At 64.9% G+C, this 15,428-nt stretch carries 13 protein-coding genes; 7 read left to right on the plus strand and 6 right to left on the minus strand.

Features of this window, described 5'->3' with window-relative positions; translation table 11 throughout:
* Window positions 1–56: 56 nt before the first annotated feature.
* Both A3K89_RS15445 and A3K89_RS15450 read right to left on the minus strand, forming a co-directional pair.
* The gene (locus A3K89_RS15445; RefSeq protein WP_068427540.1) at window positions 57–1,529 is read right to left on the minus strand and encodes a mannitol dehydrogenase family protein; all 1,473 of its coding nucleotides are present in this window, start codon (window positions 1,527–1,529) and stop codon (window positions 57–59) included.
* On the minus strand, window positions 1,526–2,548 hold the full coding sequence (locus A3K89_RS15450; protein ID WP_068427542.1) for an NAD(P)-dependent alcohol dehydrogenase: 1,023 nt from the start codon (window positions 2,546–2,548) through the stop codon (window positions 1,526–1,528). Before A3K89_RS15450 ends, A3K89_RS15445 begins: the two co-directional genes overlap by 4 nt.
* 125 nt (window positions 2,549–2,673) lie before the next feature.
* Here A3K89_RS15450 and A3K89_RS15455 point away from each other — a divergent pair, with 125 nt between their 5' ends.
* The 5 genes from A3K89_RS15455 to A3K89_RS15475 are packed head-to-tail and all read left to right on the plus strand — an operon-like array spanning window position 2,674 to window position 8,009.
* Window positions 2,674–3,705, plus strand: a complete 1,032-nt coding sequence (locus tag A3K89_RS15455) for a sugar-binding transcriptional regulator (protein ID WP_371828809.1) — start codon at window positions 2,674–2,676, stop codon at window positions 3,703–3,705.
* A complete protein-coding gene (locus tag A3K89_RS15460; RefSeq protein WP_068427545.1) occupies window positions 3,702–5,060 on the plus strand; it encodes an ABC transporter substrate-binding protein in 1,359 nt (452 codons plus the stop codon). Before A3K89_RS15455 ends, A3K89_RS15460 begins: the two co-directional genes overlap by 4 nt.
* Window positions 5,057–6,007 carry a carbohydrate ABC transporter permease gene (locus A3K89_RS15465; protein ID WP_068427549.1) on the plus strand — a complete coding sequence of 317 codons (951 nt, stop codon included), beginning with the start codon at window positions 5,057–5,059 and terminating at the stop codon, window positions 6,005–6,007. Before A3K89_RS15460 ends, A3K89_RS15465 begins: the two co-directional genes overlap by 4 nt.
* The gene (locus tag A3K89_RS15470) at window positions 6,007–6,879 is read left to right on the plus strand and encodes a carbohydrate ABC transporter permease (protein ID WP_068427551.1); all 873 of its coding nucleotides are present in this window, start codon (window positions 6,007–6,009) and stop codon (window positions 6,877–6,879) included. The genes A3K89_RS15465 and A3K89_RS15470 overlap by 1 nt, the downstream gene beginning before the upstream one ends.
* A 29-nt stretch (window positions 6,880–6,908) precedes the next feature.
* Complete coding sequence (locus tag A3K89_RS15475; RefSeq protein WP_068427553.1) at window positions 6,909–8,009, plus strand: ABC transporter ATP-binding protein; 1,101 nt, start codon at window positions 6,909–6,911, stop codon at window positions 8,007–8,009.
* Here the strand turns inward: A3K89_RS15475 and A3K89_RS15480 are convergent.
* Together A3K89_RS15480 and A3K89_RS15485 are read right to left on the minus strand one after the other, a co-directional pair.
* Window positions 7,945–9,147, minus strand: coding sequence for a hypothetical protein (locus A3K89_RS15480; RefSeq protein ID WP_157105358.1), 1,203 nt, complete (start codon window positions 9,145–9,147; stop codon window positions 7,945–7,947). The two genes, A3K89_RS15475 and A3K89_RS15480, sit on opposite strands and share 65 nt — an antisense overlap.
* 207 nt (window positions 9,148–9,354) lie before the next feature.
* Window positions 9,355–10,008 carry a hemerythrin domain-containing protein gene (locus A3K89_RS15485; protein ID WP_068427559.1) on the minus strand — a complete coding sequence of 218 codons (654 nt, stop codon included), beginning with the start codon at window positions 10,006–10,008 and terminating at the stop codon, window positions 9,355–9,357.
* A gap of 139 nt (window positions 10,009–10,147) precedes the next feature.
* Here A3K89_RS15485 and A3K89_RS15490 point away from each other — a divergent pair, with 139 nt between their 5' ends.
* Window positions 10,148–11,815: an AMP-binding protein gene (locus A3K89_RS15490; RefSeq protein ID WP_068427620.1), complete on the plus strand. Its 1,668-nt coding sequence runs from the start codon at window positions 10,148–10,150 to the stop codon at window positions 11,813–11,815.
* Window positions 11,816–11,869: 54 nt separating this feature from the next.
* Here A3K89_RS15490 and A3K89_RS15495 read toward each other — a convergent pair whose 3' ends face one another.
* Window positions 11,870–13,021 (minus strand): LLM class flavin-dependent oxidoreductase, encoded by a 1,152-nt coding sequence (locus A3K89_RS15495; RefSeq protein WP_068427562.1) that lies wholly within the window; start codon window positions 13,019–13,021, stop codon window positions 11,870–11,872.
* Between the two features lie 101 nt (window positions 13,022–13,122).
* Here A3K89_RS15495 and A3K89_RS15500 point away from each other — a divergent pair, with 101 nt between their 5' ends.
* On the plus strand, window positions 13,123–14,436 hold the full coding sequence (locus A3K89_RS15500) for an MFS transporter (protein WP_068427564.1): 1,314 nt from the start codon (window positions 13,123–13,125) through the stop codon (window positions 14,434–14,436).
* A gap of 181 nt (window positions 14,437–14,617) precedes the next feature.
* On the opposite strand, the gene A3K89_RS15505 is transcribed toward A3K89_RS15500, so the two are convergent.
* Window positions 14,618–15,421, minus strand: a complete 804-nt coding sequence (locus tag A3K89_RS15505; RefSeq protein WP_068427566.1) for an alpha/beta fold hydrolase — start codon at window positions 15,419–15,421, stop codon at window positions 14,618–14,620.
* Window positions 15,422–15,428 lie beyond the last annotated feature (7 nt).

Here is a 15,428-nt window from a genome sequence, read left to right on the forward strand (position 1 = left end):
CGGGCGGCGGTTACCACCACGTGAGTGGGAATGTATAGAGGGCTATGTATTCGCACTCACGGGCGGCGGAGCGCCTCCAGCGTTGCGCGAGCACCGTTCTCGTGCAGCGACGCGAGTTGCCGCGTGTACTCCTCGACGAATCGATCGTCGTCCACGAGGTCGCCGAACACCGCCCGGTTCGCGATGAACGCCGTCGGGTTCTCCCGCTGCGACTGGGCGATCGGGATCAGCGAGTCCTTCAGCTGGTCGACGATCTCGATGGGCTGACCGAGTTCGTCGACGCCCTCGGCGTACCGCGCCCAGCTCGCGACGACCGCGGTCGACCGGACGATATCGCCGCCGGTCTCGAGATTCTTGCGAATGACAGGCAATAGCCACTTGGGAATTCGATCGGACGACTCGGCGCACAGACGTGCGACGGTGTCGCGAATCTCCGGGTTCGAGAACCGCTCGATCAATGTCTTCTTGTACTCGTCGAGGTCGATGCCGGGGACCGGCTGGAGCGTCGGCGTCGCCTCGTTGTCCATGTAGGACAACAGGAACTCGGAGAACAGCGAATCCTGAGCCACCTCGTGCACGAGTCGGTACCCGCTGAGGTAGCCGAAGTACGCGAGCGCCTGATGACTTGCATTGAGCAAGCGCAACTTCATCAGTTCGTACGGCGTGACATCGTCGACGACCTGGACGCCGACGTCCTCGAACGGCGGTCGTCCGTCGGTGAACTTGTCCTCGAGCACCCACTGCGTGAACGGCTCGCCTGCGACGGGCCACTTGTCGTCGATGGCGTAGCGCTCCGAAAGTCCCTCCATCACTTCGGGCGTGGTGACCGGCGTGATGCGGTCGACCATCGAGTTGGGGAACGCACCCTCGGCCGAGATCCAGTCTGCGAGCGCCGGGTCCTTCAGCCGAGCGAACGTCGTGAAGGTCGACTGCGCGATGTGACCGTTGCCCTCGATGTTGTCGCACGACATGATCGTGAAAGGCTTCAGGCCCCGATCCTTGCGTCGCGCAAGAGCCTCGACGACGAGACCGAACGTGGTCGACGGAACGGCTCCGTCGGCGAGATCCGCCTTGATGGCCGGGTTCTCCTCGTCGAACTCGCCCGTCGTCGCCGAAAAGTTGTAGCCACCCTCGGTGATGGTGAGCGAGACGATCTTCGTCGTCTCCGCAGCCATCTTCTCGACGACCGCCTCCGCATCGTCGGGAGCGAAGAGGTACTCGACGATCGAGCCGATGATCCGGGTGTCCCACGTTCCGTCGGAATGCTTGAGCGCCAACGTGTACAGGCAGTCCTGCGCCTCCATGACGTCCTTCATCTTCCGGTCACCGGGAAGAACGCCGACACCGCAGATGCCCCAGTCCGAACCTTCGCCCTGCTGCATCAGACGGTCGACGTACATCGCCTGGTGCGCCCGGTGGAAGCCGCCGACGCCGAAGTGCACGATCCCGACCTGCACGTCGGATCGATCGTAGGTGGGTATCGCGACGTCCTCGATGAAGTCACCCAACGTGTGCTTGTTCAGCTTCATGCGTTCTTCTCCTTCGAAAGCCCGGGGACCACTACGGCTTTGATGCTCCCGGCAAGTTTGTCGGCGTTCAGAGCGTCCTCGACGTGCGCGAGATCGAAACGAGCGGTGACCATCGAGTCCAGGTCGACCTGCCCGGCGAGGACGAGTCGACGAGCGACAGGCCACGTGTTCGCGTACCGAAACACGCCTGTCAGAACCAGTTCTCGATTCTGGATCAGCGAGATCGGCAGAGCGTAGTCGTCTCCGCCCATGCCGACGAGCACCACGGTACCGGCGGGACGAACGGCATGGATGCCGTCGACGACGGCCCGCGGCGCCCCGGACGCGTCGATGAACGCGTCGACCTCGAGGCCCCGGATGTCGTCGACGGCGGGGTCGAGCACACGCGTCGCGCCGAACGTCGATGCGTGGACGCGCCGGCTCTCGTCGATGTCGCTGACGATGATCTCCGTTGCGCCGAACGCTCGTGCGACCTGAGCGGTGACGAGTCCGACGGGACCTGCGCCCGCGATCAGAACGCTCGATCCGGCGGTGATGCGCGCCTTCTGCGCCGACGCGATGCCGACCGACAGTGGCTCGAAGAGCGCGGCGGCCTCGTCGGAGACCTCGTCGGGTACCTCGTGCGCGAACACGGACTGGATCAGTACGTACTCGGCGAGCGCGCCGTCGATGGGAGGCGTCGCGAAGAACTCCATGGACGGGCACAGGTTGTAGCGACCCGCGCGTGATTGGGAGCTCGTCGGATCGGGACGTTGCGGCTCGATCGACACTCGCCGGCCGATGCGGGTGTCCGCGACTGCAGATCCGACGGCGACGATGACGCCCGCAGCTTCGTGTCCGAGGACGAGAGGCCCGTTCAAGACGTGGTCACCGATGCGTCCCTCGCGGTAGTAGTGCGCATCGGAACCGCACACTCCGACGGCGGTCACGCGGACCAGCACCTCGTCGGCAGCCGGCGTGGGCACCGGTCTCTCTTCGAGACGGATCTCCTGCGGACCGCTCAGCACGCTGACCTGCATCGACCGTGGGACCGACAACTCGGACGAGTCGGGTGTTGTGTAGATCACACCTGAATGTTAGCTTAATGAGCATAAGAACACACGCTGAGCATTTGCTCACTTCTTATGGCATCGAAGGAGAGGTCGTGACCGCACCCGAGCAGGCGCCTCCGGGTCACTCCGCAGGCTCCGCTCCCGCACAGCGTTCGTCGAAGACGAGCGACGATCTGCGTCTCGCGGTACGGGCGGCCACGATGTACCACCTCGAAGGGGCGACGCAGGCCGAGATCGCCGCCAAGCTCGGCGTCTCGCGTCCGACGGCGGGCAGGCTCGTCGCGAAAGCGCGCACGCTCGGCCTGGTCACGATCGAGGTTCATGTGCCGGACGAACTTCAGGGCACCGTCCATGCCGAGATCGAGCGTGACCTCGAGCAGGCCTTCGGGCTCACCGAAGCACTCGTCGTGCCCGACGTCGTCGACGGAACCGACATCGGATACGGCTCGCTCGGACGGGCGGCGGCCGCATTACTCAGCCGACGCCTCCAGCCGTCGGACACTCTCGGTTTCACGTGGGGCCCCGAAACCGTCGCTGTCGCGCAGTCGTTGAAGACGCGCAGCGCCAAGTGCGCGCAGGTCGTGCAGCTCGACGGTTCGATGACGTCCGCCGACTACCAGACCGGCGTCGAGTTCACCCTGGGTCGATGCGCGCAGTACCTGCAGGCCAAGCCTGTGCGGCTGAACGCTCCCCTGTACGCGGATCATGCGACAGTCACTGCACTGCAGCAGGATTCGGTGATCTCGCGTGCCCTCCAGACCGGGACCGAGGCCGATGCGATGATGTACGGTCTCGGTCCCGTTTCCACGTCGACGACGCTGTTCGAGGGCAGCTTCATCGACGCCACCGTCCTCGACGAGCTGCAGGGACTCGGTGCCGTCGGCGAGATCGGTGGACGGTTCTTCGACGCCGACGGGCGTGAAACGGGCGGTTCGCTTCCGGCGAGGACAGTGTCGGTCTCGCTCGATGCGATCGCGAAATGTACACGTGCGGTTCTGATCTCCGGTGGAAAGAAGAAGCACGAGGCGATTCTCGGCGCACTGCGTGGCGGTTTCGCATCCATGTTGGTTACCGATATCGAAAGCGCTCGTTGGCTGATTGCACAGAAAGAAGGTTCCACGTGAGAGCTCCACGGAAGGCGGCCGTCGCAGCATCGCTTGTGACGACCTTGGTCCTGTCCGGCTGCGCCGGCGCGGGCGCGATCGGTGGCGGTGGGAGCGGCACGACCATCACCGTCGCCATCGTCTCGAATTCCCAGATGGCCGACGCCATCTCGCTCGCCCCGTCCTTCGAGGCCGAGAACCCCGGCATCGACCTGAAGTTCGTGTCGCTGTCGGAGAACGAGGCGCGCGCCAAGATCACCGCGTCCGTCGCGACGGGTGGCGGCGAGTTCGACGTCGTCATGATCAGCAACTTCGAGACCCCGCAGTGGGCCGAGAACGGCTGGCTGACCAATCTCTCCGAATACGCCGACGCGACACCGGGTTACGACGAGGACGACTTCATCCCGACCCTGAAGGAGTCGCTGTCGTACGACGGCAGCATGTACGCGGTGCCGTTCTACGGTGAGTCGTCGTTCCTGATGTACCGCAAGGATCTCGTCGAAGCTGCGGGCATCCAGATGCCCGAGGAGCCGACGTGGCAGCAGGTTGCCGACGCGGCCGCCAAGCTCGACAACCCCGCAGGCGGCGTCTCCGGAATCTGCCTACGCGGCAAGCCCGGTTGGGGCGAGGTGCTCGCGCCGCTGGACACCGTCATCAATGCTTTCGGCGGACGCTGGTACGACGAGGACTGGAACGCACAGCTCGACAGTCCCGAAGTCGAAGCAGCTGTTCAGTTCTACGTCGACACCGTGCGCGAACACGGCCAGGCCGGTGCGGCCACCAGCGGCTTCAGCGAGTGCGCGACGCAGCTCTCGCAGGGCAACACCGCGATGTGGTACGACGCGACGTCGGCGGTCTCGGTTCTCGAGGACCCGAGCGCCAGCAACGTCGTCGGCAAGATCGGTTACGCCAAGGCGCCGAGCGAGGTGAAGGGCGACAACGGATGGCTCTACTCGTGGGCGCTCGGGATTCCGACGACGTCCGAGCATCCCGACGACGCGTGGAAGTTCGTGTCGTGGATGACGAGCAAGGAGTACCTGAACAAGGTCGGTAACGAATTGGGTTGGGAGCGTGTGCCGCCCGGTAGCCGAATCTCGACCTACGAGATCCCCGAATACGCCGAAGCTGCGGCCGCGTTCGGACCGTTGACGCTCGACTCCATCGAGAGCGCCGACCCGAACAACCCGACCGTCGACCCGGTTCCCTACACCGGAGTGCAGTTCCTGACGATTCCCGAGTTCCAGGACCTGGGCACCCGCGTCAGTCAGCAGATCAGTGCAGCAGTGGCAGGACGAATCAGCGTCCAGGACGCGCTAGCTCAAGCGCAGCAGTACGCCGAAGTGGTCGGCAAGACGTACCAGGAGGGCCAGGGATGACCACGACGAAAGAGCGGGCAACGGAGGCCGAACCGGAGAAGTTCGTCCCACGCCCGCGCACCATCTCGAAAGCGGAAGGGTGGCGCCGTCGTGGGCCACTGCTGCCTGCACTGATCTTCGCGATCGTCGTCACGCAGATTCCGTTCCTGTTCACGCTCTACTATTCGACGCAGTCGTGGAACCTGGTCCGCCCGGGATCCCGAGAATTCAACGGGCTCAACAACTACGTCGACGTCTTCCGTGACAGCCAGTTCCGCGAGGTCGCGCTCAACACGGTCATCATGATCGTCGGCACCGTCGTCATCTCGGTGATCCTCGGTCTGTTCCTCGCGCTGTTGCTCGACCGTAAGTTCATCGGCCGCAGCCTCATTCGGACGCTTCTGATCACACCGTTCCTCGTCACCCCGGTGGCAGGCGCGCTGATCTGGAAGACGACGATGTTCGATCCGGTCTTCGGCCTGATCAACTTCGCACTCAGCCCCTTCGGCGTCGAGCAGATCGACTGGGTGTCGCGCTACCCGCTCGCCGCGGTCATGGTCAACCTGATCTGGCAGTGGACGCCGTTCATGATGCTGCTGATCCTGGCGGGCCTGCAGTCGATGCCCAAGGACATCGCCGAGGCAGCACGCGTCGACGGCGCAAGCGCGTTCGCGCTGTTCCGCGAACTGACGCTGCCGCATCTGCGTCGTTTCATCGAACTCGGCGCCGTCCTCGGTGCCATCTACCTCGTCAACACGTTCGACGCCGTCTACATGATGACGTCCGGCGGACCGGGTGTCGCGAGCTCGAACCTTCCGTACTACATCTACCAACGCGCGTTCCTCGGCTTCGACATCGGCCAGGCCGCTGCGATGGGTGTCGTGACCGTCGTCGCGACGATCATCGTCAGCACCCTCGCGCTGCGTTTGATCTTCAAGAGTTTCAGCGGGAACGAGGAGGCAGCCTGATGAGCACGGCAACTACCACCGAGCCGGCGACCACCAGCGCGCCGATCGTCAAGCACAAGAAGAAGTTCGGCGCCGGCACCATCTGGACCGTCGTCGCGTGGATCGTCGGAATCGGGTTCTTCTTTCCCGTCCTGTGGATGGTCATCACCAGTTTCAAGCAGGAATCCGACGCGTACACCAACCCGCCGACGCTGTTCTTCACCCCGACGCTGGACCAGTACAGCGCGGTGCTGTCGAGTGGTATCGGTACCGCACTGCTGAATTCGGCGTTCGCGACCATCGTCTCGACGCTTCTCGTTCTGCTGCTGGGCATTCCGGCCGCATTCGCGCTGTCGCTACGGCCGGTGAAGAAGACGAAGGACGTGCTGTTCTTCTTCATCTCGACGAAGATGCTTCCCGTCGTCGCGGCGATCGTGCCGCTCTACGTCATCGTCGGTGACATCGGCATGCTCGACAACATCTGGGCGCTGATCATCCTGTACACGGCCATGAACCTTCCGATCGCCGTGTGGATGATGCGGTCGTTCTTCCTCGAAGTGCCGGGCGAGCTGCTCGAAGCCGCGAGCATGGACGGCGCGTCGCTGTGGACGTCGGTGCGAGAAGTGATCCTGCCTCTCGTGTCACCCGGCATCGCGGCAACCGCACTCATCTGCGTGATCTTCTCGTGGAACGAATTCTTCTTCGCCGTCAACCTCACTGCCGTGCAAGCTCAGACCGTTCCGGTCGCACTCGTCGGCTTCATCACCGGTGAAGGCCTGTACTGGGCTCGCCTGTCCGCAGCTGCGACGCTCGCAGCACTGCCCGTCATCCTCGCCGGCTGGATCGCACAGAACAAGCTCGTGCGCGGTCTGTCCTTCGGCGCCATCAAGTAGCTCGGCCTACTCGAATACAGGAGTTCCTCATGGCTGCAATCAATTACAGACAAGCTTCCTGCATCTACGACGGTGCCGAGAAGCTCGCGGTCGACTCGCTCGACCTCGACATCGCCGACGGCGAATTCGTCGTCCTCGTCGGCCCTTCCGGCTCCGGAAAGTCCACGGCGCTGCGCATGCTCGCAGGACTGGAGGACATCGACGGCGGCGCCATCGAGATCGGCGGCAAGAACATGGTCGGGGTGCCGTCCAAGGATCGGGACATCGCCATGGTGTTCCAGAACTACGCGCTGTACCCCAACAAGACCGTCGGCGAGAACATGGGATTCGCGCTCAAGATGCGCGGTGTCTCGCTCGAGGAGCGCAAGAAGAAGGTGGCCGAGGCGGCGAAGCTGCTCGACCTCACCGAGTACCTCGACCGCAAGCCGGCCAAGCTGTCCGGTGGTCAGCGTCAGCGAGTTGCCATGGGCCGCGCCATCGTTCGCGAACCCCAGGTGTTCTGCATGGACGAGCCGCTGTCGAACCTCGACGCCAAGCTGCGCGTCCAGACCCGCACGCAGATCGCCGCACTGCAGCGCAGGCTGGGCACGACCACCGTCTACGTCACCCACGACCAGGTCGAGGCCATGACGATGGGTGACCGCGTCGCCGTGCTGCGCGGCGGCAAGCTGCAGCAGTTCGCGTCGCCGACGGACTTGTACGACAAGCCCGTCAACGCGTTCGTCGCCGGATTCATCGGGTCTCCCGCCATGAACCTGATGACGGTGCCGATCGGTTCCGGCGGGCTGCAGATCGGAAACTCGCTGCTTCCGCTCGAACGTGACGAGCTGACCAAGCTCGCCAGCGCGAACCTCGACACCGTCACGGTCGGTCTCCGTCCCGAACAGCTGGGCATCGACCACTCCGACGGCTTCGCGGCGAAGGTCGATCTGATCGAGGAGCTCGGCAGCGAATCGTACGTGTACGCGCACCTCGACGATCCCAAGGTCAAGGGACTCGACGGCGGTCCGGTGTCGCTCGTCGCGCGATCCGCGGTCCGTGCCCCGGCGAGGATCGGCGACAGTGTCAGCCTGACGAAGATCGACGGTCCGGTGCACCTGTTCCACCCGGAGACAGGGGATCGAATCTGACCTGTGCGACGCGGAGCTCCCGGGTCACTCCGCGGGCTCCGCTCCTGCGCTCTCGGGCTGGTTCCACCTCGTTCGGCGCGAGGTGGAGCCGACGTCCCGACCATCCGTGTATGTCGGCTGCCGGATCGTCCAGCATCACGACGCCGATCCACGTGTCACCGCGCGCATCCTCGTGAACTGACTCGACGCGGGCCGTTCGTCCGCCGAAGAACAAGTCCGGTGTGCCGGATCGACGGCGTCGGACGCGAACGACACTGTTCTTCGCGACCGTCACGCCATCGATGACGACGACGTCCGGGTCGGGTTCGACGAGACTCGCGGGATCGGCCTCCCACCAGCCGTCGGCGTCGTCCGGCGCTACCGACTCGCGTCCGTCGGCTTCGTGATGGACTTCTTCGGGATAGTCGTACAGCACGGTCGGCGACACGAGAATCGAATCGGTACTTCCGCGTTCGCCCGTCAACACGGGAAAGCACCTGTGTTGGTGACACTTTCGTGCCGACTCGACGGCAGTCCGGGGCGGTTCGAGCAGTGACGAGAACCGCGTGTGCTCGGCGTGGAGAAGCAGAGTCGTCTCGATGAACGACGCGCGAATGGCCGATTCCCGATCTGGTTCGGGCGGCCCGGTGTTGCTCACTTCGACGCCCAGTTTGGTGTACGTGCCCAATTCTTCACCGGACAGAACGATCTCGCCCGTGAGGGGCTTTCGGGACCTGACGATCCGTCCCCTGTTCCCGAGCGGTTCGGTCGTCACGCCACCCGAAACGGTCACCGGTACCACTGTTCCGGTGCCGAAGGCGGACAACGGGACCGGGCCCAGGTCGAGCTCGACTTCGACTGCCTCCCTCCACGGCAACCAGTGCGTGCCGGCCACGGTCAGGTCGTCGACTGCGACGAAGGAGTCACCGGTCCTGCGTTCGATTCGTCGGTCCTGCGAGTGCAAGAACCGCAGAACGACGTCGACGGCCGCGTCAGGTCGAGTCTCGACGAGGCATTCGGTCGACAGAGACGAGGCTGCACCCACTCCTGTCGAACGGGCGTCGACCGGGCCCAATATCGCTGAGGTAGAGGACCATTCGTCACTACCACGTGGCTCGATCGGGGCATCCGCCGCGAACGCCGATCGAAGCTGTGTCATTGGCCCCACCCCTTCGGAGCCCACCCCGCTCCTGTCGTGACTGCGGTCGACCCCGACCCGTCACCTTCGCCGTAATCCACTGTCCACCCGCGGCGACGACGTTGTCAATGAACCGTGAGACGGTTTTGGGCGCGCCGACCGTACCGGGTGTTCAGGCCCTGGCGATGCAGCCGTCGCGAAAAGGGTTGCAATGCAATGCCATTACAGTCACAGGCCACAGGCTCGTTCTCGACGTCGGTACTTGCGACGGAGGAACGGGATCATCACCCGCAGCATCATCCCGCCTTCCTTCTTCAGCCGGACGAGTTCCTCCGGGGTCAGCACGTCGAATGCTCGGGGAAGTTCGAAGTCGACCTTGCCGCCCGTGCGCGCCGCGTTCTCGACGGCTTCCCACTCGGCCAGCGGGAGGTGCTCCGTGATGAGGGGAAAGATCGTGCGTTCCTCGTCCTCGATGTGCTCGTCGAGTTCGTTCTTCAACTGCACCAGCGCGGCGGTCAGGCGCGGCAGGCTGTCGGGGAGACCGTCGGCTGCTGCACGCAGCTCGTCGAGCAACGGATCGAGGGCTTCGTGATCCTCGGTCAGATCGCTCAGGTCGATGTGCGGACCGACCGACGCGACGATCTTCGGCCACAGGACGTCATCCTCGGTGGTGTGGTGGTGATGGATGCTGTCGGCGAACAGGTGAACGTACTCGGAGATAGCGGCCACCTGCTTCGCGTCGGGACTCTCGGTGCCGTGGCCGAGCCCGGTACACAACGCAACGAGGCGGGAGGCGTCGCGACGCATCGCGCGATGGGCGAGCCGAATTCCGAGGAGGTCGGCGTCGGAGGTGATCTTCTGGGTTTTCTGTGTCGTTGTCATGGCTCGAAGACTGCCGCCGACCGCTTGGCGCGCACTTAACGCCAACTGTCCCGTCACCCCTGTTCGGGGGTAGCGCGGCTTTTCGACGGCGTTCTAGCCTGAGGCGGACTGAGACGTGTGCCACATTCAAGGAGCTTCGATGACGGACGGAACGGCAACCAAGGCGTTCAGGCAGGCGCGCGACGTGCTGCTCGGCGCGTACGGCCAGTACGACACGGCCCTGACCGACTTCGAGTGGCCGTCGTTCCCCGACACGTTCAACTGGGCGATCGACTGGTTCGACGCCATCGCCCGTGGCAACGACACGACAGCGCTGTGGATCGTCGAGGAAGACGGCTCCGAGGCCAAGTACAGCTTCGACGACATGGCCCGCAGATCCGACCAGGTCGCGCGGTGGCTCGAGTCGCTCGGCATCGGACGCGGCGATTCGGTGATCCTGATGCTCGGCAACCAGGTCGAACTGTGGGAGACGATGCTCGCCGTCATGAAGCTCGGCGCGGTGTTGATGCCGACGACGACGGCCACCGGAACCGTCGACCTCGTCGATCGTGTGGAACGGGGACAGGCGAGGGCGGTCGTCGCCAACCCGTCGGATGCTCCGAAGTTCGACGAGGTCCCGGGCGACTACCTGCGTATCTCCGTCGGTGACACGGACGGATGGACGAACTACCACGCGGCGTACGACGTCCAGGATCCCCGGCCGTTCGAGTCCGTCACCGCGCCCAGCGACCGTCTGCTGATGTACTTCACGTCGGGCACGACGAGCAAGCCGAAACTCGTCGAACACACGCAGGTGTCGTACCCTGTCGGACATCTGACGACGATGTACTTCCTCGGTGTGAAGCCGGGCGACGTCCACCTCAACATCAGTTCACCGGGCTGGGCGAAGCATGCGTGGAGCTGCTTCTTCGCGCCGTGGATCGCCGAGGCGACCATCTTCATCTACAACTACAGCCGGTTCGACGCGAAGGCTCTGCTCCAGCAGATCCGTCGAGCGGAGGTCACGACGTTCTGCGCGCCTCCGACGGTGTGGCGCATGCTGATTCAGGCCGACATCTCCGGCGGCAAGGGCGCTCTGCGCGAAGCGATCGGTGCGGGCGAGCCGTTGAACCCCGAGGTCATCTCGCACGTGCAGAAGCAGTGGGGCCTGACGATCCGTGACGGCTTCGGACAGACGGAAACCACTGCGCTCGTGGGCAATACGCCGGGCGCGGAGCTGAAGTTCGGATCGATGGGACGGCCGTTGCCCGGTGTTCCCGTCGTCATCGTCGACCCGGTGACCGGTGCGAGGGCCGACGAGGGCGAGATCTGCCTCGATCTCGCGGCGTCACCGTTCAATCTGATGACGGGATACCTCGGCGACGCCGAACGCAACGAACAGGTCATGTCCGGCGGGTACTATCACACCGGCGACGTCGCATCCCGGGACTCGGACGGCTACATCACGTACGTGGGCAGGACCGACGACGTGTTCAAGGCGTCGGACTACAAGGTGTCGCCGTTCGAGCTCGAGAGCGTGCTGATCGAGCACCCGGCCGTGGCCGAGGCTGCCGTCGTCCCCGCTCCCGACGAGACACGCCTGGCCGTGCCGAAGGCGTACGTCTCGCTGGCCGCGGGGTGGGAACCGAACGAGGACACGGCTTCTCAGATCCTGAAGTACGCCCGCGAGAACCTGGCCCCGTACCTGCGGATCCGACGGATCGAGTTCTTCGAACTGCCGAAGACCATCTCGGGCAAGATCCGCCGCGTCGAACTGCGGGCGCGGGAGAACTCCGGCGAGGTGTTGACGGGGGAGTTTCGGGAGTAGGCGACCCGTGCGTGGGAATGTACAGCCCGCTGTACATTCCCACGCACGAGGGGATTACCGGAACGGAATGCCGGTCGTGGCGTGTTCGCGCGACCGCGGCTGCACGAGACCGCGCTTTTCCAGGATCGGCCGCACGCCCTCGCCGAAGTGGAACGCTTCCTCGAGGTGCGGGTAGCCGGACAGCACGAAGTGATCGAGCCCGATCGACGCGTACTCCGCGATTCGGTCGGCCACTTCCTCGTGCGATCCGACGAGAGCCGTTCCCGCGCCGCCGCGCACCAGGCCGACCCCCGTCCACAGGTTCGGTGCGATCTCGAGTGAACGGGCGTCCGCGCCCTGCTGGTACGCGTCGCCGCCGCCGTGCAGTTCACGCATCCGACGCTGACCTTCGGACGCCGACCGGGCGAGACTTGCCTGCGCGGCGTCGACCGTCGCGGGGTCGAGGTTCGACAGCAGGCGGTCGGCTTCGGCCCACGCCTGCTCGGATGTGTCGCGTGAGATGACGTGCAGGCGGATGCCGTAGTCGAGCGTGCGTCCCTGCACGTCCGCGAGGTCTCGGATCCACGCGATCTTCGACGCCACAGCAGCCGGCGGCTCACCCCACGTCAGGTAGGTATCGGCGAACTGCGACGCGACGGTCCCGGCGGCAGGGGACGAACCTCCGAAGAAGATCGGCGGCGTCGGCTCCGGATGCCGTTGCAGCGACGCCTCCTCGACCTTGATGTACTTGCCGTCGAAGGTGACGGGGCCGTCGTCGGCCCAGAGGCGACGCGTCACGTCGAGGTATTCGCCGCAGCGTTCGTAGCGTTCGTTCTTGGTCAGGAAATCGCCGAACCGTCGCTGCTCGTGGTCCTCACCGCCCGTGACGACGTTGAGCAGCAACCTGCCGCCGGACTGCCACTGGAACGTCGCCGCCATCTGGGCTGCGAGCGTCGGAGCGATCAGTCCCGGCCGCAGCGCGACGAGGAACTTCAGGGTCTCCGTCGTATCGATCATCATGGCCGTCGTCAGCCACGCGTCCTCGCACCATGCGCCGGTCGGCGTGAGCACCGCCTCGAAACCGTTGTCCTCGGCCGCGGCACCGATCTGATTCAGATACTTCAGCGTCGCCGGTCGGTCACCGGACATCGACGACCCGTGGCCGCCTGCCATCAGGTTGCGCGAATCGCCGTAGGTGGGCAGGAACCAATGAAAGCGCAGAGACATATCGGCCGATTCTGGCAGTGCTTCCGAGTGCTCGCCAGAGTTCGAATCACGATGATTTCAAATGCTGACCTGTAGGCGATGCCTAGTTACTGTCGCGACACATGACTGCAATCGCCGAGCCCGCGGCAGAATCGGACCCGGCCAGACGGAAGCGCCTCCGTACCGTCGTCGCCGCAAGCCTTCTCGGAACGACCGTCGAATGGTACGACTTCTTCCTGTACGCCACGGCCGCGAGCCTGGTGTTCAATCAGCTGTTCTTCCCCGACCAGAGTTCGTTCGTCGGCACGATGCTCTCCTTCGCGACATTCGCGGTCGGCTTCGTCGTCCGCCCCGTCGGCGGAGTGGTGTTCGGCCACTTCGGCGATCGCATCGGACGTAAGAAGACCCTCGCGCTGACGATGTTCATCATGGGCATCGCCACCGCGCTGATGGGTGCCTTGCCGACGGCCGAGCAGATCGGCGTACTCGCGCCGATTCTGTTGCTGCTGCTCAGAATTCTGCAGGGCTTCGCGCTCGGCGGTGAATGGGCAGGTGCTGTTCTGCTGGCCGTCGAACACAGTCCCGAGAAGAAGCGTGGCCTGTTCGGCAGCATCCCGCAGATCGGTCTGGCGCTCGGATTAGCGCTCGGCACAGCGATGTTCGCGCTTCTACAAACCGTGTTCGACGACGCCGCCTTCCTGGCGTACGGCTGGCGCATCGCGTTTCTGCTGAGCCTCGTGCTCGTGGCCGTAGGGCTCATCGTGCGACTGAAAGTCGAGGAGACCCCGGCCTTCCAGGAAGTCACCGACCTGAAGCAGCGGTCGTCGGCACCCGTTCGAGACGTGTTCGCGCGCAGATCGATTCGAGCAACCGTCCTCGGACTGCTGTCTCGCTGGGGTGAGGGCGCTGCGTTCAACACGTGGGGTGTCTTCGCGATCACCTATGCGACAACCGAACTCGACTTCGAGAAAGTGCCCGTGCTGCTCGTCGTCACCGTCGCCGCGGTGACCATGGCCGTTCTGCTGCCTGTCTCCGGGCTGTTGGTCGACCGCTACGGCGCCAAGCAGATCTACATCATCGGCATCGCGCTCTACGGCGTCGCCGTGTTCCCGGTGTTCGCGCTGTTCGGGACGGGCAACCTTTGGTTCTTCGGGCTCGGCCTCGTTCTCGTGTTCGGATTCGTCCACGCACTCTTCTACGGCGCGCAAGGCACCCTGTACGCCAGCCTGTACCCGACCGAGATCCGGTACACGGGGCTGTCGATCGTCTACCAGTTCTCCGGCATCTACGCCTCCGGCGTCACCCCGCTCATCCTGACGGCCCTCATCGCCGCGGGCAGCGGGTCGCCCTGGCTGGCCTGCGGCTTCCTCGTCGGAACCTCGGTCGTCAGCGTCATCGCCACCGGGCTCATCCGGAAGCGGGACCTGCATCTCTGACCGGCGGCGCGTCGGGGCAGCCGCGCCCCAGGTGACCGAATGTCACCGGTGGTCACTCTGAGTGAGCAAGGGGCGCCCTCGGTCCGGACTCGGGCCGCGCCCCAGGTGACCGAAGGACGCCCTCGCTCACTCTGAGTGAGCAAGGGGCGCCCTCGGTCCGGATTCGGGCCGCGCCTCAGCCTCAGGTGACCGAAGGTGACATTCGGTCCAGAAACGGCTCGACGACGCGCCGCACCTCGTCGCCCGCGGCGGGCGTCGTCGAGTGGTCGAAGCCGTCGATCAGGTGGAACTCCGACTCAGGAACGAGCGCGGCAGCCGCGCGCGAGTCGTCCCGACGCGTCGTGTCCTCGGAGCCGACGTAGAACAGCGAAGGAATACCGAGTCCGCGCAGCGTGTCGTCGGACAACCCGGGCTCGGCGTCGGACGCGCGGAAGTAGGCGGCCATCGCGTCGGAATCGTTGGCGCTGAACACGGCTCGGGTCGCAGGGTCCACCGGAAACAGGCGGTGGCGGTTCCATTCGTCGATGAAGCCGTCCATGCCTCCGGTCGCGAGGACGTCCGCGCACCCCGGGAAGAACAGCCGATCGAACGCCCCCTTCTGCGGTCCGTGCGAACCTCCGCCGGCAACAAGGGAATTGACGCGCTCGGGTGCCCGCGCTGCCAATGTCAGGCCGGCGCGCGCACCGTACGAGTAACCCCAGTAGTCCGCCTTGTCGACACCCACCTCGTCGAGGACGGCCACGAGATCGCCGACGATATTGTCCATGCGGTACGCGTCGACGTCGTGCGGTTTGTCGCTCCGGCCGTGCCCGCGCATGTCGGGCAGGATCAACGACCTACGCGGACGCAAGGCTTTGACGTACCCGAACGTGCGCCAGATCGTGTGTGTCAGCAGACTTCCGTGCACCATGAGCAGTGGCGGACCCGAGCCCACGACGGTGTAGGCGATCCGAGTTCCATCCGAGGGGTTCGTCGCGAAGTCCACTCGTCCA

The sequence above is a fragment of the Rhodococcoides kyotonense genome (assembly GCF_001645385.1).
Taxonomy (GTDB): Bacteria; Actinomycetota; Actinomycetes; order Mycobacteriales; family Mycobacteriaceae; genus Rhodococcoides; species Rhodococcoides kyotonensis_B.

Bases quoted from the DNA above. Each gene is read 5' to 3' on its own strand.
- A3K89_RS15490 (WP_068427620.1), top strand. From the start codon at position 10,148: ATGACGGACGGAACGGCAACCAAGGCGTTCAGGCAGGCGCGCGACGTG.
- A3K89_RS15470 (WP_068427551.1), top strand. From the start codon at position 6,007: ATGAGCACGGCAACTACCACCGAGCCGGCGACCACCAGCGCGCCGATC.
- A3K89_RS15500 (WP_068427564.1), top strand. From the start codon at position 13,123: ATGACTGCAATCGCCGAGCCCGCGGCAGAATCGGACCCGGCCAGACGG.
- A3K89_RS15450 (WP_068427542.1), bottom strand. From the start codon at position 2,548: ATGCAGGTCAGCGTGCTGAGCGGTCCGCAGGAGATCCGTCTCGAAGAG.
- A3K89_RS15465 (WP_068427549.1), top strand. From the start codon at position 5,057: ATGACCACGACGAAAGAGCGGGCAACGGAGGCCGAACCGGAGAAGTTC.
- A3K89_RS15480 (WP_157105358.1), bottom strand. From the start codon at position 9,147: ATGACACAGCTTCGATCGGCGTTCGCGGCGGATGCCCCGATCGAGCCA.
- A3K89_RS15495 (WP_068427562.1), bottom strand. From the start codon at position 13,021: ATGTCTCTGCGCTTTCATTGGTTCCTGCCCACCTACGGCGATTCGCGC.
- A3K89_RS15445 (WP_068427540.1), bottom strand. From the start codon at position 1,529: ATGAAGCTGAACAAGCACACGTTGGGTGACTTCATCGAGGACGTCGCG.
- A3K89_RS15485 (WP_068427559.1), bottom strand. From the start codon at position 10,008: ATGACAACGACACAGAAAACCCAGAAGATCACCTCCGACGCCGACCTC.
- A3K89_RS15475 (WP_068427553.1), top strand. From the start codon at position 6,909: ATGGCTGCAATCAATTACAGACAAGCTTCCTGCATCTACGACGGTGCC.